The sequence below is a fragment of the Klebsiella sp. MBT K-1 genome, assembly GCF_002556465.1.
Taxonomy (GTDB): Bacteria; Pseudomonadota; Gammaproteobacteria; order Enterobacterales; family Enterobacteriaceae; genus Klebsiella; species Klebsiella grimontii.
In genome coordinates this window covers 18,443-40,876 of sequence record NZ_PDEL01000001.1, presented here as the reverse complement: position 1 = coordinate 40,876, position 22,434 = coordinate 18,443, and the positions used below count along the sequence as shown (strand labels likewise).

Genomic DNA, 22,434 nt, shown 5'->3' with positions numbered 1-22,434 from the left:
CGCCAGCTGATGGCGGAGCAGGCGGCCAGCCTTGACGCCAGCGGCGACTTTCCCCGCCACAATATCGCGCATCTGCGCCAGCGCGGCTTTTTGAGCCTCGCCGTGCCGCAGCAGTACGGCGGAGCGGGGGCCGGTTTAGCCGAACTTCAGCAGGCGGTCGCCGCCATCGCCTGGGGCGAACCGGCGACCGCGCTCATTGTTTGCATGCAGTATCTGCATCATCTGCGGCTGGCGGAAAACGCTGGCTGGGCCGAGCCGCTGCGTCAGCGGGTTTTTCACGATGCCGTCGAGCGGGGCGGGCTGATCAACAGCCTGCGGGTGGAGCCGGAGCTCGGCTCTCCGGCGCGCGGCGGCCTGCCGCAAACCGTGGCGACCCGCCGCGCCGGGGGCTGGCAAATTAACGGTCACAAAATCTATACCACCGGCATTGAGGGGCTGAGCTGGCTGGCCGTCTGGGGACGCAGCGACGACGCTCGTCCACTGGTCGGCACCTGGCTGGTTCCAGCCGACAGCGAGGGCGTCAGCGTGGTGAAAAGCTGGGATCACGCCGGAATGCGGGCAACCGGCAGCCACGAAGTGGTGCTCAACAATGTGCGGGTGGCCGATGAGTACGCGGTGGACGTGTGGGCGGCCGATGCGCCTCCCGCGCCGGACGCCGAGCAGTTTCGTCTGTTTGCCAATTGCCATACGGCGCTGCTGGCGGCGATCTACGACAGCGTGGCGCGCGCGGCCCGCGACTGGCTGGTGACGTGGCTGGGTACGCGTATTCCGGGCAGCCTTGGGCAACCGCTTTCCAGCCTGCCGCGGGTGCAGGAAAAAGTTGGCCAGATGGACGGATGGCTGCTGGTCAGCCGCAGCCTGCTGGAAAAGGCCGCGCAGCTGGGCTTTTCCGCCATTGAGGCCAATCTGGCGAAAGTCACCATTACCGATAACGCCATTCAGGCGGTAAACCTGGCGCTGGAGCTGACCGGCAACCATGGCCTGAGCCGGCAAAATCCTCTGGAACGCCACTATCGCAACGTCCTGTGCGGGCGGGTACATACCCCGCAGAACGACAGCGCGTGGCTGGCGGCAGGCAAATACGCTTTTCAAAAATAAGGATAATTCATATGCGCAAACTTCATTTTACCCGTGTAGCCGGGGCGCTGATGCTGCTGGCGCTGAGCGGCTATACGGCGGCCCAGGAGCGAATCACCCTGCGAATCGCCGATCAAAAGGGCGGCATGCGCTCGCAGCTGGAGGCCGCCAACGCCCTGCGGGATCTCCCCTACGAGATTAAATGGGCCGAGTTTCCGGCCGCCGCGCCGCTGGCGGAAGCGCTTAACGCCGGGGCGGTGGATGCGGGGATTATCGGCGATGCGCCGCTACTGTTCGCGCTGGCTAACGGCGCGCCGGTCAAAGCCATCGCCGTCGATAAAAGCAACCCGGCCGGCACCGCGGTGCTGGTCTCGCCCGACAGCGCATTGAAGAGCGCCGCGGATTTAAAAGGCAAACGCATCGCTACCGGTAAAGGATCGATTGGCCACTTTGTGGCGCTGAAAGCGCTGGAGCAGGCGGGAATTTCGCCGAAAGAGGTGCAGTGGGTGTTTCTCGGCCCGGTGGACGCCAAAGTGGCGCTGCTCAACGGTTCGGTGGACGCCTGGGCGACCTGGGAGCCCTATACCACGCAGCTGGTGAAGACCGCGGAAGGAAAGATTCTGGTCAGCGGTAAAGGGCTACTGCCGGGCAACACCTTTCTGGCGGCAACCGATGATGCCCTGAAAGACCCGCAAAAACGCGCGGCGCTGCAGGATTACCTTACCCGCCTGGCCGGCGCCGAGCGCTGGGCCTACGCCAACCTTGATAGCTACGGTAAAACGCTGGGGGAGATTATTCGTTTCCCGGCGGATATCGCCCGCGCGCAGTTTGCCAATCGCCAGTCGCAGTGGCAGCCTCTGGACGCGCAGACGGTCGCTCAGCAGCAGTCGACGGCGAATTTTTACCTCGCCAACGGACTCATCCGCGCAAAGCTGGACGTGACGCCGACCTTTGATAACGGCTTTAGCGTGCCCGCCGCCCAGGCCCATGCGGAGGTGGCGCCATGATGAAAGCCGCTTTTTCCCGCCGTCGTTTCTTACGCTTGACCGGCGGTCTCGCGCTGGCGGGAGCATCCCTGCCGCTTTGGGCTCACGATATGGCGGCCATGGCGAGCGGGGAAGAACACCCGGCGCTGCGCCTGGCGCAGCCGTATAAAATCAAGCTGGCGATCAACAAAAGCGCGGTGTGCCTGGCGCCGGTTGCCGTCGCCGAGCAGCAGAAGATCTTCAGTAAATACAATCTCGACGTGGAGTTCGTTAACTTCGGCAACTCGACGGACGTGCTGCTGGAGGCGATTGCCACCGGCAAGGCCGACGCCGGCGTCGGGATGGCGCTGCGCTGGCTGAAGGCGCTGGAGCAGGGTTTCGACGTGAAGCTCACCGCCGGAACCCACGGCGGCTGCCTGAACCTGCTGACGGCGAAAAACTCGCCGTTCGGCGGACTGGAGAGCCTGAAAGGGCAAACCATCGGCGTCACCGATATGGCCGGGCCAGATAAAAACTTCTTCGCCATCTTGCTCAAGCGCCACGGCATCGACCCGATAAGCGATGTGCAGTGGAAAGTCTATCCGCCGGACCTGCTCAGCGTGGCGCTGGATAAACGCGAAATCGCCGCCATCAGCGGCAGCGAGCCCTTTAGCTATCGCCTGCTGGCAACCGGCAAGTATCAGCTTATCGCCAGCAATATGACCGGCGATTACGCCAACCTGAGCTGCTGCGTACTGGGCGTCAGCGGTAGCCTGGCACGCGATCATAAACCGGCCGCCGCCGCGCTCACTCAGGCGATTCTTGAGGCGCACAGCTATGCCGCCGCGCATCCGGAAAGCGTGGCGCAATCCTTCCTCGCCCATGCGCTGAATACCAATGAGGCGGAGGTCAGCGGCATTCTCCACGGCCAGGGGCACGGCCATCACGCGGTGGGCGAGGCGTTTGTCAAAGAGCTGACCCAGTACGCCGTGGATCTTCAGCGGGTGCAGGTCATTAAGCCGGGCACCGATCCCCATCAGTTTGCGGAGAGCATTTATGTCAACGTTTTCGCCTGAACGGGCGCTGGCGCGTACGACAAGCGGCAGGCCGCTGTGGACGGAAGGCCTGCTTGCCGCCGCGCTATGGCTGCTGGGGGGCCTGTTTACGCTGGCCTGGCCCGATGCCGGGCGGCGCTGGCCGTTTAGCGAAGGGTGGGCGCTGGCGCAGTTCACCCTCGGCGGCGGGCTCTTGCTGCTGGCGCTGAGCTACCGCTACTGGCGGCAGCGCGGGGCTCGCCTGCAGCATGCCGGAAAGTGGCTGGCGCTGCTGCCGGTACTCTTTGCGCTGTGGGAGGGGCTGACGGCAAAGACGGCCTTTCTGCCGGTGCCGTTTTTCGCACCGCCGCAGGCGCTGATTGAGGTACTGCACGATGACTGGCCGCGCCTGCTCGATAGCCTTCTGCATTCGCTGGGGCTGCTCGGGCTCGGGGTGCTTCTGGGCACCAGCTGCGGCTTTATCAGCGGGCTGGCGATCGGCTGGTCCCAGCGGATCGGCTACTGGGTGCATCCGGTGTTGCGTCTGCTGGGGCCGGTGCCGTCCACCGCGCTGCTGCCGCTGTGCCTGTTTATTTTCCCTTCCAGCTTCGGCGCCAGCGTGTTCCTGATCGCGCTCAGCACCTGGTTCCCGGTGACCGTGCTGACCTGGTCCGGAGTGATCGGCATCGATAAGGCATGGTATGACGTCGCGCGGACCCTGGGCGCCAGCCAGCGCTTCCTGATCCTGCGCGTGGCGATCCCCGCCGCGCTGCCGAACGTCTTTGTCGGCCTGTTTATGGGGCTGGGCGCATCGTTTTCGGTGCTGATCGTCGCCGAAATGGTCGGGGTGAAATCGGGTATTGGCTTTTATCTGCAGTGGGCGCAGGGCTGGGCCGCCTACCCCAATATGTACGCGGCGCTGCTGGTGATGGCGCTGCTCTGCTCCGGCCTGATTAGCGGACTGTTTATGGTCCGCGACCGGCTGCTGAGCTGGCAGCGGGGAGGCATGCAATGGTAACCGCGAACGCAAGACCTCAGGCGGTTTCGGCCGGAGCGGCGGTGTCGATAAGCCACCTGCATCATGCTTTTAGCCTTGGCAAACAGATGGTGCCGGTGCTGGAGAATATTAGCCTGCAGCTGCGGCCCGGAGAGAGCGTCGCGCTGCTCGGCCCCTCGGGATGCGGTAAATCCACACTGCTGCGGCTGCTGGCGGGACTGGAGCCGCAGCAGTCCGGGCAAATTCAGATTGATGAGGCGGCGATGGGCGGACCGGGGCCTGAACGGATACTGGTGTTTCAGGATCCGACCCTTTATCCGTGGCTGACGGTGCGGCAAAACGTGCTGCTGGGGCCGCAGGCGCAGGGGAAAAAGGGGCTTGAGCCCAAGGCCGACGCGCTGATTTCACGCATCGGGCTGCAGGGGTTTAGCGAGGCGTGGCCGCGCCAGCTCTCCGGCGGCATGGCGCAGCGTGCGGCGCTGGCGCGCGCGCTGCTGAACGAACCGCGCCTGCTGCTGCTCGATGAGCCGCTGGGCAAGCTGGATTCGCTTACCCGCATCAGCATGCAGCGGGAGCTGATCGCCCTGTGGCAGCAGCAGGGCTATACCAGCCTGCTGGTCACCCACGATATTGAAGAGGCGCTGCTGCTCTGCGAGCGGGTGCTGGTCATGTCGCCGCGTCCGGGGCGGATTATCGCCGAGTTTGCGCTTCCGCTGGCGTTTCCCCGCCATCGCGATAATCCGCTGCTGGTGCAGCATCGGCAGGATATTTTGCGCATTCTGGGACAGGAAGAGGATTGGTAAAGCAACGCGCTAACCGGGGGCTGCTGGACGGCCTGCGTTTGACGGAGCGCCGGGATATTCCCGGGGGCGGCGCGGTAGGGCCGCGCCTTGCCCGGGCTACAGGGAGTGCGCTGATGTTGCTCGGGCTACAGGGAGCGCGCTGATTCTTGCCCGGATGACAAGGAGTGAGGGGGCTGTAGCCCGGATAAGGCGCAGCGCGCCGCGATCCGGGACAGGGATAAGGCTTAAAAATCCATCTTCAGCGTAAACTGCACTTCCCGCGGGTCGCCGATCTGGTTACCGAGGTTGTTGGTACCGATGGAGGAGGTGTAATAGGTCTTATCAAACAGATTCTTCACGTTAACCTGTAGCGTCACCGGATATTGCAGCTTCATCTTATAGGCCGCAAACACATCCGCCACCGCATAGCCCTGCAGATAATAATCCGCGCCGTTGGTACCGGAACGTTTGCTTACCGCGCGACCGCCGCCGCCCACCGTCAGGGTATTGCTGTCGTAGACGTTATGAATGTCGTAGCTCAGGAACAGAGAGCCGGTGTGTTTCGGCACGTTCGGCAGCGGTTTGCCCTTGTAATCCGGATCGTCGGTGACTTTCGCATCGGTATAGCCGTAGCTGGCGATGACGCTCAGGTTATCGGTCAACGATCCGGCCACGTCCACTTCGACGCCGCGGGAGCGCACCTTACCGGCGGTTTTCGCTACGGTTTCATCACCCACCGATTCGGTATAGAGGACGTTGCGCTTATCAATATCAAACAGCGCGATATTGGCGGTAACGCCGTTGAAGAGCTCGAACTTCGCGCCCAGCTCGTAAGAGGTTGACTCTTCCGGCGGCAGATTGCCGATATAGCTGGCGATGGAGGACTGCGGCATAAACGACTGCGCCACGTTACCAAACAGCGAGACGGACGGCGTCAGCTTATACACCAGGCCCGCTTTCGGCGTCCATTTCTGGTCGCTGCTGTCGGTATTGACGTTAAACGGGCGGCCTTTCCCGGCGTACTGGGTGTAATACTGATAGCGCACCCCGGCAATGGCGATCCACTTATCGCTAAGATAGAGCGCGTCCTGGACGTAGCCCGCATAGCTCTCCTGCTGAGTACGCTGATCGCTATCGGATGCCGAAACGCTGGAGCATTTGTCGAGCGTACCGTAGACCGGGTTATAGATATTAAATCCCTTGACGTTCTTACAGCGGATCATATCGGTACGCAGCAGATCGTAGTTCTCGTAAGCCAGGCCGGTGAGGATCTCGTTGTAGAAGCCGCCAATGACCACGTTACCCTGTAAATCCGCCCGCGTAGCGTGCATTTTCTGGGTTGAACCGTGGGTGGCGTCGACGCGGCGGGTCAGGTTGCCGGTCGCCGAATCGTAGGCCATTACCCGGGCCTGATCGTCGTTGTAATGATCCTGGCTGTAGCTGTAGTCGAAGCGGGCGGTCCAGGCGTCGCTGAGCCGGTATTCGGCATTCAGCTGCGCGAGGTCGGAATAACCGTCGGTAATATTAAACGGTTCATCAAAACGCGTTTTGCGATCGACATTCACCGCATGACCGGTGTTCAGATCGAAGATGGTGCCGCGATCGAATGGGGTACTGTAGTTACGGTGCGAATAGGAGACGTTCACCGTTGCCCGCTCGCCGAACCAGGTCAGGGAAGGGTTGATAAAGCTGGTCTTCTGTTTGCCGAAATTACGCCAGTAATCTTCATGCTGATATTCGCCAATCACCCGATACGCCAGCGGCGTCCCGTCGATGGGGCCGGTGACGTCGAACTGCCCGCTACCGCCGCCAAAGCTGGTGGAGGTGGCGGAGACGGAGCCGCCGAAGCTGCGCTCCGGGCGTTTGGTGACGACGTTGATTAATCCGCCGGGGTCGAGAATGCCGTACAGCGTTGAGGCCGGGCCTTTGAGCACTTCAACGCGTTCGGTGGCAGCGGTAAAGCTGCGCGGCAGCACGGTGCGCAGGCCGTTGGTCATGATCGAGCCGTCGCGGTTGGCGCCGAAGCCGCGGCGGCTAAAGGCGTCCTGGGTCCCGCCGAGGGTATTGGTTTGTACCACGTTGGCGACGTTATACAGCGCTTCGTCGAGGTTCGTCGCATGCTGATCCTCGAGCACCTGCTCGCTGACGGTGTTGACCACCTGCGGAATATCCAGCATCGGCATGGTGGTCAGCGTGGCGGTCGAGGTATTGACCGGCTGATAACCGTTGGTAGCGCTCTGCCGTGAACCGTCGGCGACGACCGTCATCGTTTCGTCAGTCGTTTTTTTTGTCTGAGTGGCGCTATTTTCCGCGGCCACTAATCCCGGTGAGGTGAAAAAAATCAGTGAAAAAAGCGCACGCCCTTTTAATGCCGAAAAAGGGACATTTAATGGAATCATTTTTGTGTCTCGTGAACGAACCTCGCCTTTGCGCAGAGGTAAAGCCAATAAAATCATTGCCCTGAAAAAGAAAGCTATCTGTTATTAACGCCAGAAGGCGTGCAGATATGTAATTGAGAATCATTCAATCACGAAGGAATGTAGTAGTAAACGTTATGTAAGATAAAAAAGTGCCGACGTAAATAATCACGCAATCAGCGCTGAATAAGCAGAGTGGATATAAATTAATTTATTGTTTTTATTGGTTATTAATTCATTTTCTGGAGGTGCGGTTGTCGGTAGTAGACCGCCGTTATCGATGCGGTCGCGGGGTATTGACTACTACATTCATCCGCCGCATGATCAAAAGAGAATGAGATTTATTTTTGTTTGAGTGCGGAACGAGCGGGCCTGGCGCCACGCCGTTGCGGCGCGGGAGCGAGTTATGCCACAGCGGGTGTTGCCTGCAGAGCAGGGGATCGTCCTCGATTCCCTGTCGGCCGGATATGGCCAGACGCTAATTGTCGATAATATTCATCTGACCATCCCCCACGGGAAAATGACGGTACTGGCCGGCGCCAACGGCTCGGGGAAATCGACGCTGCTGTCGACCATCGCCCGGATGCTCAAGCCGCTGGGCGGCTGCGTACGTCTGGACGGCGAGGTGATTCATCAGATGCCGACCCGTGAGGTCTCCCGGCGGCTGGGGATTCTGCCGCAATCGCCGCTAACGCCGGAAGGGTTGACGGTGTTTGAACTGGTTTCCCGCGGGCGCTACCCCTGGCAGGGTCTGATGCGTCAATGGTCCGAGGCCGATGAACGGGCGGTCGAAGAGGCGCTAATGCTCACCGGCACCGCCGAATTTGCCCATCTAGCGGTTGATAGCCTCTCCGGCGGCCAGCGTCAGCGCTGCTGGATCGCGATGGCCCTCGCTCAGCAAACGGCGACAATTCTGCTGGATGAACCCACTACCTGGCTCGATCTGCGCTATCAGGTCGACATTCTCGAACTGCTGCAAACCTTAACCCGCGATCACGGCCGCACGGTGGTCACCGTCCTGCACGACCTGAACTTCGCGGTGAACTACGCCGACCTGCTGGTGTTTCTTAAAAAAGGGCAGATCGCCGGGGTGATTAATGAACAGGAGATCTGTACGCCGGAACTGATCAAAACTGTTTTTGACGTGGACGTGCAGATGTCGCTCAACCCGCAGACCGGCAAGCCCTTTTTTATGCCGTTCCGCGCCCGTGAGGAGAAGGCGTTATGAGCGCCTCCGCGCTACTGCTGCCGCGCCGACAATCCCGGCCCCGGCTGGCGCTGGTACTGCTGAGTTTACTGCTGCTGGGCGGCTCGCTGGTACATCTCGGGCTCGGCGCGCGCTGGATTGCGCCGCAAACGGTGCTTCAGGCGCTGTTTCACTACGATCCGCGCAACTTTGACCACCGCATTATCGTTGATTTACGCCTGGTACGTCTCGCGGCGGCGCTGCTCACCGGCGCGGCGCTCGGCGTGGCGGGGCTGCTGCTGCAAACCGTGATCCGCAATCCGCTGGGCGAGCCGCATATTCTCGGCCTTAACGCTGGCGCTTCGCTGGCGGTGGTGGCGACGTCGGCGCTCGGAATCAGCCTCGGCGGCGTGGCGTTAGCCAGACCGCTCACCGCCGCCTGCGGCGCGGCGCTGCTGTTTGGCGGCGTGATGCTGCTGTCGTCATCCGGGCGCGGTGGCGTGACGCCGCTACGCATTACCCTCTGTGGGGTAGCGCTGTCGGCGTTTGCCTCGGCGGTCACGGCGGCGATTCTGATCCTCGATGAACAAACGCTACTGGCGATGCGTACCTGGCTGGCGGGCGATCTTGCCGGACTGAACTGGCAAACGCTGCGCGCGGCGCTGCTCCCGGCGCTGGCGGGAGTGACGGTCGCGCTGGCCATCGCGCCGCGTCTGAACGTGCTGGCGCTGGGCGATAAGGTCGCGCTGGGGCTGGGGGTGAAGATTGTTCAGACCCGCCTGCTGGGGCTGGCCGCCATTGCGCTATTGTGCGGCTCCGCGGTGGCGGTGGCCGGGCCGATCGGCTTTGTCGGGCTGGTGGTCCCCCACGCGGTGCGTCGGCTGATTAGCGAAGATATTCGCCTGGCGCTGCCGCTGGCCGCCCCGGTTGGCGCCCTGGTGCTGCTGCTGGCGGATATCGCCGCGCGTACCCTGGTCGCGCCCCAGGAGCTGGCAACCGGCGCGATGACCGCGCTGGTGGGGGCGCCGGTATTTATTTTTATCGCCGCGAGGTTTTTTAAATGAAAAGCGCCGCCCGTCGCGCCGGTTTTCAGCCGCTTGCCTGCTGCGGCCGGCATTTTTTGCTGCGGCCCGCGGCGTTAAAAATCGCTGCCGGCATGCTGCTCGTTATCCTGCTGCTGGCGCTGTTTGGCCTGACCCGCGGCAGTTTCCCGATGCCTTCCGGGACCCTGTTTCGCGCGCTGCTGGGCGCGGAAAACGTCGCCGAACAGCCGCGTTTTATCCTGTTTGATATCCGCCTGCCGAGGCTGTTGATGGCGCTGCTGTGCGGGGCGATGCTCGGCCTGGCCGGCGCGGCGATGCAGAGCATTACCCGCAACGGTCTGGCGGACCCCGGGCTTATCGGGGTGAAGGAGGGGGCCAGCATTGTGGTTCTGGCGCTGGTGCTGTTCTTTCCGGCGGTGGGCGTCATCTGGCGGCCGCTGGCGGGGATGCTCGGCGGCGTGCTGGTGGCGCTGCTGGTTCTGGCGCTGGCCCGCGACTGTTCGCGCCCGCGCTTTATTCTCATCGGCATCGGCGTCTCCTGGACGCTGGCGGCGGCGGTCGGCATTTTTATGACCACCGCCGACGTGCGCGATGTACAGACGGCGATGATCTGGCTGGCGGGCAGCCTGCACGCGGCGACCTGGCCGCTGTTGGCCGTCGCTTTCTGCTGGGCGCTACCCGGGGCGATGATCCTTTTTTTGACCGCCGGGGCCGCCGATGCGGCGCTGCTCGGCGACCGCACGGCCATCGGCCTCGGGGTACGTCTGCAGCAGCTCACCCTGCTGCGCTTTTTCGCGCCGGTGCTGCTCACCTCCGCCAGCGTCTCCTGCGTTGGTAGCCTTGGCTTCGTTGGCCTGATGGCACCGCATATGGCGCGTTTTCTGCTGCGCGGCGGCCAGGTGGCGCTGCTCTGCGGCAGCGCGTTGATCGGCGCGCTGCTGGTGTTAGCCACCGATACCATTGGCCGGCTGGCGTTCGCGCCGCTGCAGATACCGGCGGGGATCGTGATTGCTCTGGTCGGCTGTCCGTTTTTTATCGTTCTGCTCTGGCGTCGCCGTGACGCCCTGTAAATCAAAAAGGATCGCTATGCGTTGGTTCGTTTCTCTGCTGGTGCTGCTGGCGGGCGTCGCCTCGGCCGCCGATACGCAAACCTTCACCGACGACTTAGGTCGCGCGGTGACCGTTCCGCTGCACCCGCAGCGCATTGTGTCGATGCACGACCTGGATATCACCATTCCCCTGATTGAGCTTGGCGTCCCGCCGGTCGCCAGCCACGGGAGGACGCGTCCGGACGGCAGCCACTTTTTACGCTCCAGCGCACAGCTGACCGGGATTGATTTCGATAACAGCGCGATTCAGTTTATCGGCACGGCGGATATCGACCTCGAAGCGGTGGCCGCCGCGAAACCGGACCTGATTATTACCGAACCGAGCCGCCACGTCTCGGTGGAGCAGCTGGAGAAGATTGCGCCAACGGTCAGCATCGACCATTTGCAGGGCAGCGCGCCGCGCATCTACCGCAAGCTGGCGCAGCTCACCGGTACCCAGCCGCGGCTCTTAATCCTCGAACGCCGCTATCAGGCGCAGATAGCCCAGCTAAAGGCGATGGTGGATACGCAAAACATCGTTGTCTCGGTGATTCAGGCCAACAACGGCAAAGTGACCGTGCATCACTCCTATCATGCGCTGGGCCGCGTGCTGCGCGATGCCGGATTCCGCTTCCCGTCGCTGATTGACAACATCCCCGAGGGCCAGCGCATTGACGTCAGCGCCGAGCAGCTACCGGAGCTGGATGCCGATTTTGTGTTTGCCACCTGGCGCTCCGATACCGGCGGTAAGCCGCAGGATGAGCTGCGGGCGATGGAGGGCGTGATGCCGGGCTGGTGCGACTTTATGCGCGCCTGCCGTACCGGGCGCTATATTCTGCTGCCGCGCGAGGAGGTTATCTCTAACTCCTACGCCGCGCTGTCGCTGATGGTCGCCCAGGTGCAGTCGCACATCGCCGGGCGTCCTCTACCCGAGGGGCTGAAATGAAAATGGCGGTTAAGAGAGAGAAGGGGCGGGTTGACCTGTTCGGCGAACGTTTTCGCGCCCGCGCGCATCAGCTTTCGCCGCGTCTGCTGGCGGTGGCGAGCTATATCAACGATAACCGGGAAGCGGTGCTGGAGCGCACGGCCATGGAAATCGCGAGCGCGACCAACACCTCGGACGCCACAGTGGTACGCGCCATCCAGGCGCTCGGCTTCGCCGGACTGCGGGAACTGAAGCAGACCATGGAACGCTGGTTTGGCCCATCGGCGACCTCGTCGGAAAAGATGATTTCAACGGTGAGCGCGCTCTCCAGCGATGTCCATTCGAGCATTGATTTTGTCCTTGAGGGGCATCAGCGGGCCTGCGAAGTGCTGTCGCGACCTGACAACCGCGCGGCGGTGGCTCAGGCGGTGGCGCTGCTGACCGGCGCGCGCCAGGTGGGCATTTTCGGGATCGGCGCCTCGGGCATACTGGCGGAATATACCGCCAGGCTACTGAGCCGCATCGGCCTGCCTTCGTACGTGATGAACCGCACCGGCTTTAGCCTCGCCGAGCAGCTGATCGGCCTGCAGCGCGGCGATGTGCTGATTATGATGGGGCAAAAGTCGCCGCACCGGGAGGGGATGACTACCCTGCGCGAGGCCCGGCGCCTGGGGATCCCGACGATCTTGCTGACTCAGGCGCTGGACTCCCGCTTTAGCCAGCAGGCGCAGGTGGTGATTGAGGTGCCGCGCGGCGGCGATAACGGGCGGGTGCCGCTGCACGGGACGGTGCTGGTATGCCTGGAGATGATCGTGCTGTCGGTGGCCTCCACCGCGCCGCAGAAGACGGTGAAATCGATGAAGCGGATCAATGAATTGCATCGGGCCATCGGGAAATCCGGCGGTAAACGAAGCTAAACGGCAGATAATTTACCCTCGGCAAGGTTTCCGGTTGCATGCCATGCTGACTCTGTGTATTTTTATGCAAAATTAATGCATAAAACGGAGTTGTCATGGTTAAGAACTGGATGAAAGCATGCTGCCTGGTCGCGGCGATGATCGGCACCGCCCACGCGGCTCAGCAAACATACGTGGTGGGCTCCGGCGGAACCTATCGCCCGTTTGAGTTTGAGAACAGCCAGAAACAGCTGGAAGGTTTTGATATCGATATCATTAAAGCGATCGCCAAAGCGGAAGGCTTTGATATCAAACTGGTCAATACGCCGTGGGAAGGGATCTTCGCCACCCTGAGCACCGGCGATCGCGACATTATTATCTCCGGGATCACCATCACCGATAAGCGTAAGCAGATGGTGGATTTCTCCGCCCCTTATTTCCCGGCCGAGCAGTCCATCGTCGTGCCGGCGGATTCAAAAGTCACCTCCCTTGAGGCGCTGAAAAGTGAGAAAGTCGGGGTGGTGAACTCCAGCACCGGCGATATCGTGGTCTCCGACGTGCTGGGCAAGAACAGCACCTCGATCAAGCGTTTTGATAATACCCCGCTGATGCTGCAGGAGCTGTTTGAAGACGGCGTCAGCGCGGCGGTTGGCGACGTCGGCGTGGTGAAATACTACATCAAGCAGCACCCGGAGAAGCAGTTCAAGCTGGTGCCGGATGCCAAATTTGAGCGCCAGTATTTCGGTATCGCGGTGGCGAAAGGCAACAGCGAGCTGCAGGCGAAAATCAACGCCGGTTTACAGAAAATCATCGCTGACGGCACCTACGCCAAAATCTATAAAACCTGGTTCGACGACAACGTCCCGACGCTGCCAGCGCAATAATTCGCATATTTGTTTTCATCACGGCTATCGACTCTGGCGATAGCCGTATTTTTTAGGGAAGGGTTATGACGGGATTCCGTTGGGAGATCATTGAGGAGTACGGTCCGCTGTTTATGGACGGTGCCCTGATGACCATTAAATGTACCATTATCTGCGTGATCCTTGGCACCCTGTGGGGGCTGACTCTCGGGCTGGGGCGGATGGCGAAAGCCGAGCACGGGGTATGGAAATACGTTCTGCGTTATCTGGTGCAGTTTCCGGTGCGCTTTTACGTCAGCGCGTTTCGCGGCACGCCGCTGTTCGTGCAAATTATGGTGGTGCACTTCGCGCTGGTGCCGCTGTTTATCAACCCGCGCGACGGTCTGCTGGTGACCAGCGGCATGATGAGCGCCGATTTCGCCCGCGAGCTGCGCTCGAACTACGGCGCGTTTCTCTCCTGTATCGTGGCGATTACGCTGAACGCCGGGGCCTACGTCTCCGAAATATTCCGCGCCGGGATCCAGTCGATCGATAAGGGGCAGATGGAAGCCTCCCGGGCGCTGGGAATGCCGTGGTGGAAAACCATGCGTCAGGTGATTTTGCCGCAGGCGTTTCGCCGCATTCTGCCGCCGCTGGGCAACAACGCCATCGCCATCGTCAAGGACTCCTCGCTGGCGTCGGCCATCGGTCTGGCGGACCTGGCCTACGCCGCGCGCACCGTTTCCGGCGCCTACGCCACCTACTGGGAACCCTACCTGACCATCTCCCTGGTTTACTGGGTCATTACTTTCCTGCTGGCGCAGCTGGTTAACCGTCTGGAAAAGAGGTTTGGCAAAAGTGATTCACATTAACAATCTGCACAAGCGCTTCGGCGATAGCCACGTTCTGCGCGGCATCAGCTGCGATATCAAACCGCAGGAAGTGGTCTGTATTATCGGCCCGTCCGGCTCCGGGAAAAGCACCTTCCTGCGCTGCATGAACGCGCTGGAAACCGTCAGCGAAGGCGAGGTGGAGGTGAACGGCTTTGCCGCCCACGATCGCGCGACCGATCTGAATAAGATGCGGGAAAGCGTCGGCATGGTGTTTCAGCGTTTTAATCTGTTCCCGCACAAAACGGTGCTGGAAAACCTGATTATGGCCCCGATGAACCTGCGCGGCATGGCGCGCGCGGAGGCGGTGCGTCTGGCGGAAGAGCTACTGGCGAAGGTCGGGCTGAGCGACAAGCGCGACGCCTGGCCCTCCAGCCTCTCCGGAGGGCAGCAGCAGCGGGTGGCCATCGCCCGCGCGCTGGCGATGAAGCCGTCGATTATGCTGTTCGATGAGCCCACCTCGGCGCTCGATCCTGAGCTGGTGGGCGACGTGCTGGAGGTGATGAAAAACCTCGCCAGCGAAGGGATGACCATGGTTATCGTGACCCACGAAATGGGCTTTGCCCGCGAAGTGGCCGACCGGGTTATCTTTATCGACCAGGGCATCATTCAGGAAGAGGGAAAACCGGCGCAGATCTTTAGCGCGCCGACTAACCCGCGCACCGCCGCGTTTTTAAGTAAAGTGCTGTAATCGATAACGACCCCGGCGCGCGGCTGCGCCGCCGGGGAGAAGATCTTGCGCGGGCGATGAGGGCGCTTTCGTTTTGTCGAACCGTGACGGCCCTTAAGCGCTACTGCGCCGCCTCGCTAATATCATCCATCTCTTCTTCGCGCTCGCGTTCGTCCGCCAGCAGCGCTTTTTCGCTTTTACCCAGGCACTGGATCAGCAGGAACAGCGCGCCGCTGACAAACAGCGTCATCAGCAGACCATCATAGCCCGCGACGCTGATCAGCAATCCGCTGACTACCGGCCCGGCCACGCTGCCCGCGGACCAAAAGAATCCCAGCAGGGCGTTGATCATAATCAGCTTCTGCCCGGAGAAGGTTTTCCCGGCGCGGACCAGCGACAGGGTATAGAGCGCCCCCGCCGCGGCGCCGAGAAGCAGGCAGCCGACAATCAGCTGGATATGCGACGCCAGCAGAAACGGCAGGGCCAGCAGGGCGAGGCAGAAGACCACCGCACAGGTCAGATGTACGCGGCGGATGCCGAAGCGGTCGGCAATCCAGCCCAGCGGCGCCTGGAATACGGCGTCGCCGGTCAATACCACCGTCACCAGCAGCACCGCCGTGACTTCACTTAGCCCTTTATCCATACCGTACAACGGCAGCAGCGCCAGAATGCTGGCATCAAAAAAGGCAAAACAGAATACGCCGGAAGCCAGTACCGGCAAAAAAGCGCCGAGGCTGCGCCAGCTGGCGCGTTCCGCCAGCCGTTCGCGGCTGCCGGAGGGCAGATGGCGGAGCATCAGCAGGCAGGCGAGGGTCACCAGTCCGACGAGCAGCAGCGTCCATGATTGATACGCTTCTCCGGCGGAGATCAGCAGCGGCCCCGCCAGCTGACAGCCGGTAAAGGCGGAGGCATAAATGCCGGTCAGGGTTGCCCGGTTTTTCCCCGCCGCGCCGCCGGTGATCCAGCTTTCGCCAATGACGATAATCACCCCCGACGCCAGGCCGGTAACCAGCCGCGGCAGCAGGAGATGAACCATATCAAACGACAGGCAGGAGGCGATGGTTGCCGCCGCCAGCGCCACCAGGCTGACGGAGAGCAGAAGCCCCATCTCAAAGCGCCGGCACAGCGCGGGTGAGAGGAAGGAGGAGATCATCATCCCCGCTGGCGGTAGCGCGGCCAGCAGGCCGACGTAAACGGTATCAATCTGCTGCTGCGCCAGCTCCAGACTGATTAAGGGCACCGTGTATCCGGTGATAAATCCCACTAATGAAGCCGCCATGATCATCGCCAGCGTGGGGGCAAGGCGATTCTGCTCTGGGTTGAACATTTTATTTCCGGTTAAGGAGGTATGAAGAGTGAATTATTCGGTAAAACGCCAGTATAGCTGCATAATAATTAATCGCACGCCTTATGTCACCGTTGATATCACTACAAAAAAGGACGGCGCTGGCGAGGGGGCCGCGTAAAGGCGCGCCGGCGCAGGGTTTGGCGGAAGTTGTCAGCGAGCAGGCGAAAGGATATAACCAATAGGCTGGCGGACTACCTGTAGCCCCAATTTATTGAATAACACACTCGTTCAGCGCTGATGCTGTGCAGGAAAGGAGTATGACATGGCAGTATCCTCTTCACTGATCGCCGAGGCCATTCGCTGGCGACGTGATTTTCATGCTTGCCCTGAGCTGGGGTATCAGGAACAGGAAACCTCGCGTCGGGTGGCTGAACTGCTCGCGTCGTTTGGCCTCCAGGTGCATCGCGGGCTGGCGGGTACCGGCGTGGTCGCGACCCTGGAGAACGGCCCCGGTCCGGTGATTGGCCTGCGGGCCGATATGGACGCGCTGCCGATCGCCGAGCAGAGCGATGTCGGCTATAAATCGCGCAATCCTGGCGTGATGCACGCCTGCGGCCATGATGGTCATAGCGCGATGCTGCTGGCGACAGCGGCGCATCTGGCGCAGACCCGCCGCTTTCGCGGTACCGTGCACTTTGTTTTCCAGCCCGCCGAGGAGAACCTGGGCGGCGCGCGGAAAATGGTAGAGGAGGGGCTGTTTGAGCGCTTCCCGATGGATGCCATTTACGCGCTGCACAACTGGCCGGGTATGCCGCTGGGCCAGGTGGCGATCGGCAGCGGGGCGATGATGGCCTCTCTCGACGCGTTTGAAATTACCCTGACCGGCAAAAGCTGCCATGCGGCGATGCCGGAGCGCGGAGCGGACCCGATTGTCGCCGCGGCGCAGCTGATTATGGCGCTGCAAACCATTCCTTCGCGCCGCCTGTCGCCGCAGGAGTCGACGGTGGTGAGCATTACCCAGATTGCCGGCGGAGAGGCGATCAACGTGCTGCCGGATAAAGTGGTGCTGCGCGGGACCTTCCGCTGCCTGGACAACCAGGTGCGCGCGCGGGTCAGGGGGCTGATTGAGAGCTATGTCGCCGCCCAGCCGCAGGTGTCAGAGGTGGAAGGCGCAATCGCCTGGTATCCCGGTTATCCGGTGACCACTAACCATCCGGCCGAAGCGCAAAAGGTGCGCGAGGTAGCGACCGCGCTGCTGGGGGAGTCGGCGGTGAGCTGGAACGGGAACCCCTCCATGGCCTCGGAAGATTTTGCCTGCATGCTGGAGGCTTGTCCTGGCGCCTATTTTTGGATTGGCGCCGATGGCGAGACGGCGTCAAAGCCGTTGCATAACGCCGGCTATGATTTTAACGATGAGCTGCTCCCTCACGGCGTGGCGCTGTGGACGGCGCTGGTGGAGAAACTGCTGGCGTAAGAGGGCGATCCCGGAGGCGGCGCTGCGCACCTGTCCGGGCTACCGCTCCGCAGACGGCACTGAACCTGTAGCCCGGGCAAGGCGCGTTGAGCGCCGTCCCCGGGAACAAAAGTGGCTATGCAGGGAGACGCGCGCATCTCCCTGCGTTGTTTTACACGTTCACCGCCGCTTTCAGGCGGGCTTTCATCTCGCTATAGCTTGTCCAGGCATACTGTTCGGCCCAGCGCTGATCCGCGATAGCCTCCACCTTCACCGCGCAGTATTTGGTTTCCGGCGTTTTCGAGATTGGGTCGAGATTATCCTGCGTCAGCTCATTACAGGCGCCAACCCACCACTGATAGGTCATGTACACCGCGCCTTCATTAATGCGATCGCTGATGTCGGCGCGGGTAATCACCTTGCCGCGCCGCGAGCTGACCCACACCAGCTGCTGGTCGGCGATCCCGAGGCGCTGCGCGTCGGCGCGGTTGATTTGCACCCGTCCTGGCTCATCGGCAAGCGACTGCAGAGCCGCGCAGTTGCCGGTCATCGAACGACACGAGTAGTGGCCGACTTCGCGCACGGTACACAGCACCAGCGGATACGCTTCATCCGGCGTCTCGGCAGGCGCCCGCCACGGGGCGGCGAACAGCTGACCTTTACCGGTCGGCGTATCGAAGAGGTTATCTTTATACAGCCACGGAGTACCGGGATGATCCAGCGTCGGGCACGGCCACTGGACGTGGTTCATATCGCCCATTTTCTCGTAAGTGACGCCGTAGAACAGCGGGCAGAGTTCGCGCATTTCGTCCCAGATCTGCTGGTTATTATCGTAATGCATCGGATAGCCCATTTCGCTGGCCAGCAGGCTGATGATTTCCCAGTCGCGCTTAACGTTACCGGTGGCGATAATCGCCTGCTCAAAGCGCTGGAAGCCGCGGTCGGCGCAGGTAAAGACGCCGCCGTGTTCCCCCCAGGAGGTGGCGGGCAGCAGCACATCGGCGATTTCGGCGGTTTTGGTCATAAAGATATCCTGCACCACCACAAAATCGAGCGCCTCAATCCCTTTACGCACCAGACCCAAATCGGCTTCGGTTTGTAGCGGATCTTCACCCATGATGTAGTAGGCTTTGATCTCGCCGGTCAGCGCTTTGTGCGGCACTTCTGTGATCCGGGTACCGACCTGGTCGTCCATGCTCGCCGGATCAATCCCCCAGGCGTTGGCGAATTTGGCGCGAACGCCGGCGTCGGTGACGTCCTGGTAGCCGGGGAACATATTCGGCAGGACGCCCATATCACAGGCGCCCTGGACGTTGTTTTGCCCGCGTACCGGCCCCACGCCGACGTTGGCGCGTCCGAGGTTGCCTGTTAACAGCGCGAGGCTCGCCAGCCCTCTGACAACGTCCACCGCCTGGCCGAACTGGGTGACGCCCATCCCCCACATAATGGTGGCGGAAGGCGCGGCGGCAAACATGCGCATCGCCTGGCGAATTTCAGCGGCCGGGACGCCGACGATGCCTTCGACGGCTTCAGGGGAATAGTCTTTCACCATCTCACGATAGGCATCCAGCCCCTCGGTAAAGCGGTCGACGTAGTCGTGGTTATACAGATCTTCTTCCAGCAGGACGTGAGCGAAGGCGTTGACCAGCGCCATGTTGCTGCCGTTATTGAGCTGCAGATGACGATCGGCGATGCGCGCGGTTTCGATACGGCGCGGGTCGCAGACGATGATTTTTGCCCCGTTTTCGCGGGCCTTAATCACCCGGCGGGCGACGATTGGGTGGGAGTCGGCGCAGTTATAGCCAAAGACCAGCAGGCATTTTGAGTTCTCAATATCGCTAATCGAGTTGCTCATCGCGCCGTTGCCGAGCGCCAGCTGCAGGCCGGCGACCGACGGGCCGTGGCAGACGCGGGCGCAGCAGTCGACGTTATTGGTGTTGAGCACCCCGCGGGCGAACTTCTGCATCACGTAGTTGGTTTCATTGCCGGTACCGCGCGATGAACCGGTCGTCATAATGGCGCGCGGGCCATGCTTCTCCTTTATTTCACGCAGTTTTTTCGCCGTATAGCGGATGGCTTCATCCCAGCTTACCGGGGTGAACTTGCCGCCTTTCTGGTAGCGAATCATCGGCTGCTGCAGACGCGGCGTCAGCAACTGTGTGTCGTTGAGAAAATCCCAGCCGTAATAGCCTTTCAGGCACAGCTGATTTTGGTTGGTAACGCCATCAGCGGCTTCGGCTCGGATAATCTTATTGTTTTCGACGACCAGCTTAAGTTTGCAACCGGCCCCGCAATAAGGGCAAACGCTCGTGATTTTTTTCATCAGTAACAGACCTGTTAACAGAGAATAAACAACAATGGACAGGCCGGGCCCGGCCCGCCCTTGTCAGGGCGTCATGCGCCAGCGTACCGGCAGATGACGGGAGCGTTATGCATAGGATGTGCCAAATTTTAAGTTATTGAATTTATTTAGAATAGTCGGGAGGTGCAGGCGGGGCGGCGGTGATGTCGACACTAATGACGATGACATGACGCCCGCTCGGGCGTCATCAAGGGACAATCAGGCCAGCTTCTGGCGCAGCTGCGCGAGGGTGTCGGCGGGTACTCCTGCCTCCTCGGCGGCGGCGCAAATCGCCTGCCAGCTTCCGGCGTCCAGCGGAATGCCCTGCGCCAGACGCTGCCGACGGTTCGCCTCTTCCCACTCCCCCGGCGCCAGAATGGGCGCGTCCGGCTCGTGCGGCGACTGTTTACACCAGTCGATAAACGCTTCGGTCTCGCGCTGCATATCCGGCGCATCGAACGCTTCTGGGCTGAGAATAATGGTGGTCATGCAGTTGAAGATGGCGTCCACGCTGCCCTGCAGCGTCTCCTGATGCGAGGTTTTGCCGCCGGATACCGCGCCGCCGATCGCTTCGCACAGCGTCGCCAGCGCGTAGCCTTTATGTTCGGCAAAGGTCAGCAGCGCCCCCAGCGGCGAGGTCTGCATCACCGCCGGGTCGGTGGTGGGGACGCCGCGAGCGTCGATCAGCGACCCTGCCGGTACCGGAACCCCTTTATGCCAGGCAACGCGGGTTTTACCGAAGGCGATGGCGCTGGTGGCGTAATCCAGCAGCAGCGGCGGATGGCCGACGCGCGGGAACACCACGCACAGCGGGTTGGTGCCGAAGCGGCTGTCTTTCCCACGGAACGGGGCGACCATCACGTTGCCAACGACGTTAACGAAATGGATAGAGATCATTCCGGCGGCCGCGCACTGTTCCGCCCAGTAGCCGATGCGGCCAATATGGTGCGCGTTGCGCAGCGCCACGGCGGCCAAACCGTGCTGTTTTGCCTTCTCAATACCGATCTGCATGGCTTCATGGGCCACCACCTGGCCGAATCCGCCGTTGCCGTCCAGCGTGACCACCGCGCCCGCGTCCTTCATCACGCTGGCGTGGCGGTTGAGATGGAGATAGCCCTGCGCGTGGGAGCGTACGTAGCTTGGGATCATACCGACTCCGTGGGAATCGTGCCCGGCCAGGTTGGCGGCAATAAGGTGGTCGGCGATAAGCGACGCTTCGGTGGGGGAGCTTCCCATATGGGTGAAAAGGGTTTTAACAAATTGATGCAGATCCGTGGCCTGGAAGCGATGTCCTGTTTGCACTGATTCTCTCCTGTGAATGGGTTGCGGATTATTGTTTTAGCGTGTTTGCATTTCCATGCTGCGCTGAGCAACGGCGAAGATCAAGGGGATCCCGACGCAGGTGTTAATAGATAGCCGCGGCACGGCGCTGGGTTGGCGTCGGGGGCGAAGTAAGATCGAGGAATGTGCAAGGGTACTCAGCGAGTCAGGGAAAAATCGCTTCCCCATCCTGGAACAGTTTGATGATTTTGTAGCCCGGGCAAGGCGCCTTAGTGCCGTCTCCGACCCGGGATGCTGTCATCTTACAGATACTGGCTCAGTAACGCCTCCAGGCTGTTCTGATCTAGCGCAAACAGGCGAATACCTTCGGCAAGTTTTTCCACCGCCATCGCATCCTGATGATGCGCCCAGTAGAACTCAGCTTCAGTCAGCGCCGCGGGTTTCGCCTGTATTTCGCCTTCATACGTCAGCGGGGCAGGCACCGGCCCCTGATTTTGCTGCAGCTGCGCCAGTAGCGCCGGAGACACGGTCAGACGATCGCAGCCGTTAAGCGCCAGGACCTGTTCCGGCGTACGGAAGCTCGCCCCCATCACCACGGTGCGATAGCCGTGCATTTTGTAAAAGCGATAGATCTTCTGTACCGACTCGACGCCCGGATCGTTATCGACGGTGAAGGTCGTATCGGGGTTGTTTTTCTTGTACCAGTCGTAGATGCGGCCCACAAAGGGGGAAATCAGGAAAACATTGGCGTCGGCGCACGCTCTGGCCTGGGCAAAGGAGAAAAGCAGCGTCAGGTTACACTGGATACCCTCTTTTTCCAGCATTTCTGCTGCGCGAATCCCTTGCCATGTGGCGGCAAGCTTAATCAAAACCCGTTCTTTACCGATACCCTTCTCTGCATACAGGGCGATGATTTCCTGTGCTTTGGCAATGCTGGCTCGGGTATCAAACGAAAGACGGGCATCCACTTCGGTTGAAATGCGTCCCGGAACGCTTTTCAGGATCAGCGCACCAATACTGACGGCCAGGTAATCGGCAATATCCGACGGCTGTACAGGTTTTCCGCTCTGACGGGACTTCACCGTTGTGACGGCATCTTTCACCACTTTCTGATATTGCGGAAGCTGTGCCGCTTTATAAATAAGCGAAGGGTTGGTGGTCGCATCTTCAGGCTGGTAAGCCATAATGCTGTCAATGTCCCCGCTGTCGGCAACAATCGTTGTCCGCTGCTTTAGTTGTTCAAGTTGATTCATCGCCAT

Annotated in this window: 19 protein-coding genes and 1 pseudogene; 15 read left to right on the top strand and 5 right to left on the bottom strand. The window is 61.2% G+C overall.

Going from position 1 to position 22,434, the window contains the following annotated elements:
• Positions 1–9 precede the first annotated feature (9 nt).
• Genes CMQ96_RS00165 through CMQ96_RS28585 form a run of 6 tightly spaced genes read left to right on the top strand, consistent with a single transcriptional unit; the run spans position 10 to position 5,019 of the window.
• Complete coding sequence (locus CMQ96_RS00165; RefSeq protein WP_098065800.1) at positions 10–1,098, top strand: acyl-CoA dehydrogenase family protein; 1,089 nt, start codon at positions 10–12, stop codon at positions 1,096–1,098.
• An 11-nt stretch (positions 1,099–1,109) separates the two neighbouring features.
• Entirely contained in the window at positions 1,110–2,084 is a 975-nt protein-coding gene (locus CMQ96_RS00160; RefSeq protein WP_049086804.1) for an ABC transporter substrate-binding protein, read from the top strand.
• Entirely contained in the window at positions 2,081–3,118 is a 1,038-nt protein-coding gene (locus tag CMQ96_RS00155; RefSeq protein ID WP_098065624.1) for an ABC transporter substrate-binding protein, read from the top strand. Before CMQ96_RS00160 ends, CMQ96_RS00155 begins: the two co-directional genes overlap by 4 nt.
• A complete protein-coding gene (locus CMQ96_RS00150; RefSeq protein ID WP_024357917.1) occupies positions 3,099–4,094 on the top strand; it encodes an ABC transporter permease in 996 nt (331 codons plus the stop codon). Before CMQ96_RS00155 ends, CMQ96_RS00150 begins: the two co-directional genes overlap by 20 nt.
• A complete protein-coding gene (locus CMQ96_RS00145; RefSeq protein WP_098065622.1) occupies positions 4,088–4,876 on the top strand; it encodes an ABC transporter ATP-binding protein in 789 nt (262 codons plus the stop codon). Before CMQ96_RS00150 ends, CMQ96_RS00145 begins: the two co-directional genes overlap by 7 nt.
• On the top strand, positions 4,870–5,019 hold the full coding sequence (locus CMQ96_RS28585; RefSeq protein ID WP_176518967.1) for a hypothetical protein: 150 nt from the start codon (positions 4,870–4,872) through the stop codon (positions 5,017–5,019). Before CMQ96_RS00145 ends, CMQ96_RS28585 begins: the two co-directional genes overlap by 7 nt.
• A gap of 81 nt (positions 5,020–5,100) precedes the next feature.
• Here CMQ96_RS28585 and CMQ96_RS00140 read toward each other — a convergent pair whose 3' ends face one another.
• Entirely contained in the window at positions 5,101–7,122 is a 2,022-nt protein-coding gene (locus CMQ96_RS00140; RefSeq protein WP_170960588.1) for a TonB-dependent siderophore receptor, read from the bottom strand.
• A 556-nt stretch (positions 7,123–7,678) separates the two neighbouring features.
• Here CMQ96_RS00140 and CMQ96_RS00135 point away from each other — a divergent pair.
• From CMQ96_RS00135 to CMQ96_RS00100, 8 genes and pseudogenes are all read left to right on the top strand, one after another.
• Complete coding sequence (locus CMQ96_RS00135; RefSeq protein WP_049088721.1) at positions 7,679–8,500, top strand: ABC transporter ATP-binding protein; 822 nt, start codon at positions 7,679–7,681, stop codon at positions 8,498–8,500.
• On the top strand, positions 8,497–9,522 hold the full coding sequence (locus tag CMQ96_RS00130; RefSeq protein WP_024357920.1) for an iron ABC transporter permease: 1,026 nt from the start codon (positions 8,497–8,499) through the stop codon (positions 9,520–9,522). Before CMQ96_RS00135 ends, CMQ96_RS00130 begins: the two co-directional genes overlap by 4 nt.
• On the top strand, positions 9,519–10,571 hold the full coding sequence (locus CMQ96_RS00125) for an iron ABC transporter permease (RefSeq protein ID WP_098065620.1): 1,053 nt from the start codon (positions 9,519–9,521) through the stop codon (positions 10,569–10,571). Before CMQ96_RS00130 ends, CMQ96_RS00125 begins: the two co-directional genes overlap by 4 nt.
• Positions 10,565–11,535 (top strand): annotated as a pseudogene (locus CMQ96_RS00120) (ABC transporter substrate-binding protein); the annotation flags it as partial. The gene CMQ96_RS00125 and the pseudogene CMQ96_RS00120, both read left to right, overlap by 7 nt.
• On the top strand, positions 11,532–12,431 hold the full coding sequence (locus CMQ96_RS00115; protein WP_004139584.1) for a MurR/RpiR family transcriptional regulator: 900 nt from the start codon (positions 11,532–11,534) through the stop codon (positions 12,429–12,431). The pseudogene CMQ96_RS00120 and the gene CMQ96_RS00115, both read left to right, overlap by 4 nt.
• Before the next feature lie 95 nt (positions 12,432–12,526).
• Positions 12,527–13,294, top strand: a complete 768-nt coding sequence (locus CMQ96_RS00110; RefSeq protein WP_004139585.1) for a basic amino acid ABC transporter substrate-binding protein — start codon at positions 12,527–12,529, stop codon at positions 13,292–13,294.
• Positions 13,295–13,359: 65 nt separating this feature from the next.
• The gene (locus CMQ96_RS00105) at positions 13,360–14,124 is read left to right on the top strand and encodes an amino acid ABC transporter permease (protein ID WP_004113535.1); all 765 of its coding nucleotides are present in this window, start codon (positions 13,360–13,362) and stop codon (positions 14,122–14,124) included.
• Positions 14,111–14,833, top strand: coding sequence for an amino acid ABC transporter ATP-binding protein (locus tag CMQ96_RS00100; protein ID WP_024357923.1), 723 nt, complete (start codon positions 14,111–14,113; stop codon positions 14,831–14,833). Before CMQ96_RS00105 ends, CMQ96_RS00100 begins: the two co-directional genes overlap by 14 nt.
• 100 nt (positions 14,834–14,933) lie before the next feature.
• Here the strand turns inward: CMQ96_RS00100 and CMQ96_RS00095 are convergent, their stop codons facing one another.
• Positions 14,934–16,139, bottom strand: a complete 1,206-nt coding sequence (locus CMQ96_RS00095; RefSeq protein WP_004139588.1) for an MFS transporter — start codon at positions 16,137–16,139, stop codon at positions 14,934–14,936.
• A 283-nt stretch (positions 16,140–16,422) separates the two neighbouring features.
• Between CMQ96_RS00095 and CMQ96_RS00090 the strand changes: the two genes are divergently transcribed.
• On the top strand, positions 16,423–17,574 hold the full coding sequence (locus CMQ96_RS00090) for a M20 aminoacylase family protein (protein WP_064342815.1): 1,152 nt from the start codon (positions 16,423–16,425) through the stop codon (positions 17,572–17,574).
• A 151-nt stretch (positions 17,575–17,725) separates the two neighbouring features.
• On the opposite strand, the gene fdhF is transcribed toward CMQ96_RS00090, so the two are convergent.
• From fdhF to tal, 3 genes are all read right to left on the bottom strand, one after another.
• The gene (gene fdhF / locus CMQ96_RS00085; protein WP_024357925.1) at positions 17,726–19,876 is read right to left on the bottom strand and encodes a formate dehydrogenase subunit alpha; all 2,151 of its coding nucleotides are present in this window, start codon (positions 19,874–19,876) and stop codon (positions 17,726–17,728) included.
• Positions 19,877–20,113: 237 nt separating this feature from the next.
• Entirely contained in the window at positions 20,114–21,196 is a 1,083-nt protein-coding gene (locus tag CMQ96_RS00080) for a malate/lactate/ureidoglycolate dehydrogenase (protein WP_098065616.1), read from the bottom strand.
• Positions 21,197–21,477: 281 nt separating this feature from the next.
• Positions 21,478–22,428 carry a transaldolase gene (gene tal, locus CMQ96_RS00075; RefSeq protein WP_024357927.1) on the bottom strand — a complete coding sequence of 317 codons (951 nt, stop codon included), beginning with the start codon at positions 22,426–22,428 and terminating at the stop codon, positions 21,478–21,480.
• Positions 22,429–22,434: the final 6 nt, after the last annotated feature.

Bases quoted from the DNA above. Each gene is read 5' to 3' on its own strand.
- CMQ96_RS00165 (WP_098065800.1), top strand. From the start codon at position 10: ATGGCGGAGCAGGCGGCCAGCCTTGACGCCAGCGGCGACTTTCCCCGC.
- CMQ96_RS00160 (WP_049086804.1), top strand. From the start codon at position 1,110: ATGCGCAAACTTCATTTTACCCGTGTAGCCGGGGCGCTGATGCTGCTG.
- CMQ96_RS00155 (WP_098065624.1), top strand. From the start codon at position 2,081: ATGATGAAAGCCGCTTTTTCCCGCCGTCGTTTCTTACGCTTGACCGGC.
- CMQ96_RS00150 (WP_024357917.1), top strand. From the start codon at position 3,099: ATGTCAACGTTTTCGCCTGAACGGGCGCTGGCGCGTACGACAAGCGGC.
- CMQ96_RS00145 (WP_098065622.1), top strand. From the start codon at position 4,088: ATGGTAACCGCGAACGCAAGACCTCAGGCGGTTTCGGCCGGAGCGGCG.
- CMQ96_RS00140 (WP_170960588.1), bottom strand. From the start codon at position 7,122: ATGACGGTCGTCGCCGACGGTTCACGGCAGAGCGCTACCAACGGTTAT.
- CMQ96_RS00135 (WP_049088721.1), top strand. From the start codon at position 7,679: ATGCCACAGCGGGTGTTGCCTGCAGAGCAGGGGATCGTCCTCGATTCC.
- CMQ96_RS00130 (WP_024357920.1), top strand. From the start codon at position 8,497: ATGAGCGCCTCCGCGCTACTGCTGCCGCGCCGACAATCCCGGCCCCGG.
- CMQ96_RS00125 (WP_098065620.1), top strand. From the start codon at position 9,519: ATGAAAAGCGCCGCCCGTCGCGCCGGTTTTCAGCCGCTTGCCTGCTGC.
- CMQ96_RS00115 (WP_004139584.1), top strand. From the start codon at position 11,532: ATGAAAATGGCGGTTAAGAGAGAGAAGGGGCGGGTTGACCTGTTCGGC.
- CMQ96_RS00110 (WP_004139585.1), top strand. From the start codon at position 12,527: ATGGTTAAGAACTGGATGAAAGCATGCTGCCTGGTCGCGGCGATGATC.
- CMQ96_RS00105 (WP_004113535.1), top strand. From the start codon at position 13,360: ATGACGGGATTCCGTTGGGAGATCATTGAGGAGTACGGTCCGCTGTTT.
- CMQ96_RS00095 (WP_004139588.1), bottom strand. From the start codon at position 16,139: ATGTTCAACCCAGAGCAGAATCGCCTTGCCCCCACGCTGGCGATGATC.
- CMQ96_RS00090 (WP_064342815.1), top strand. From the start codon at position 16,423: ATGGCAGTATCCTCTTCACTGATCGCCGAGGCCATTCGCTGGCGACGT.
- fdhF (WP_024357925.1), bottom strand. From the start codon at position 19,876: ATGAAAAAAATCACGAGCGTTTGCCCTTATTGCGGGGCCGGTTGCAAA.
- tal (WP_024357927.1), bottom strand. From the start codon at position 22,428: ATGAATCAACTTGAACAACTAAAGCAGCGGACAACGATTGTTGCCGAC.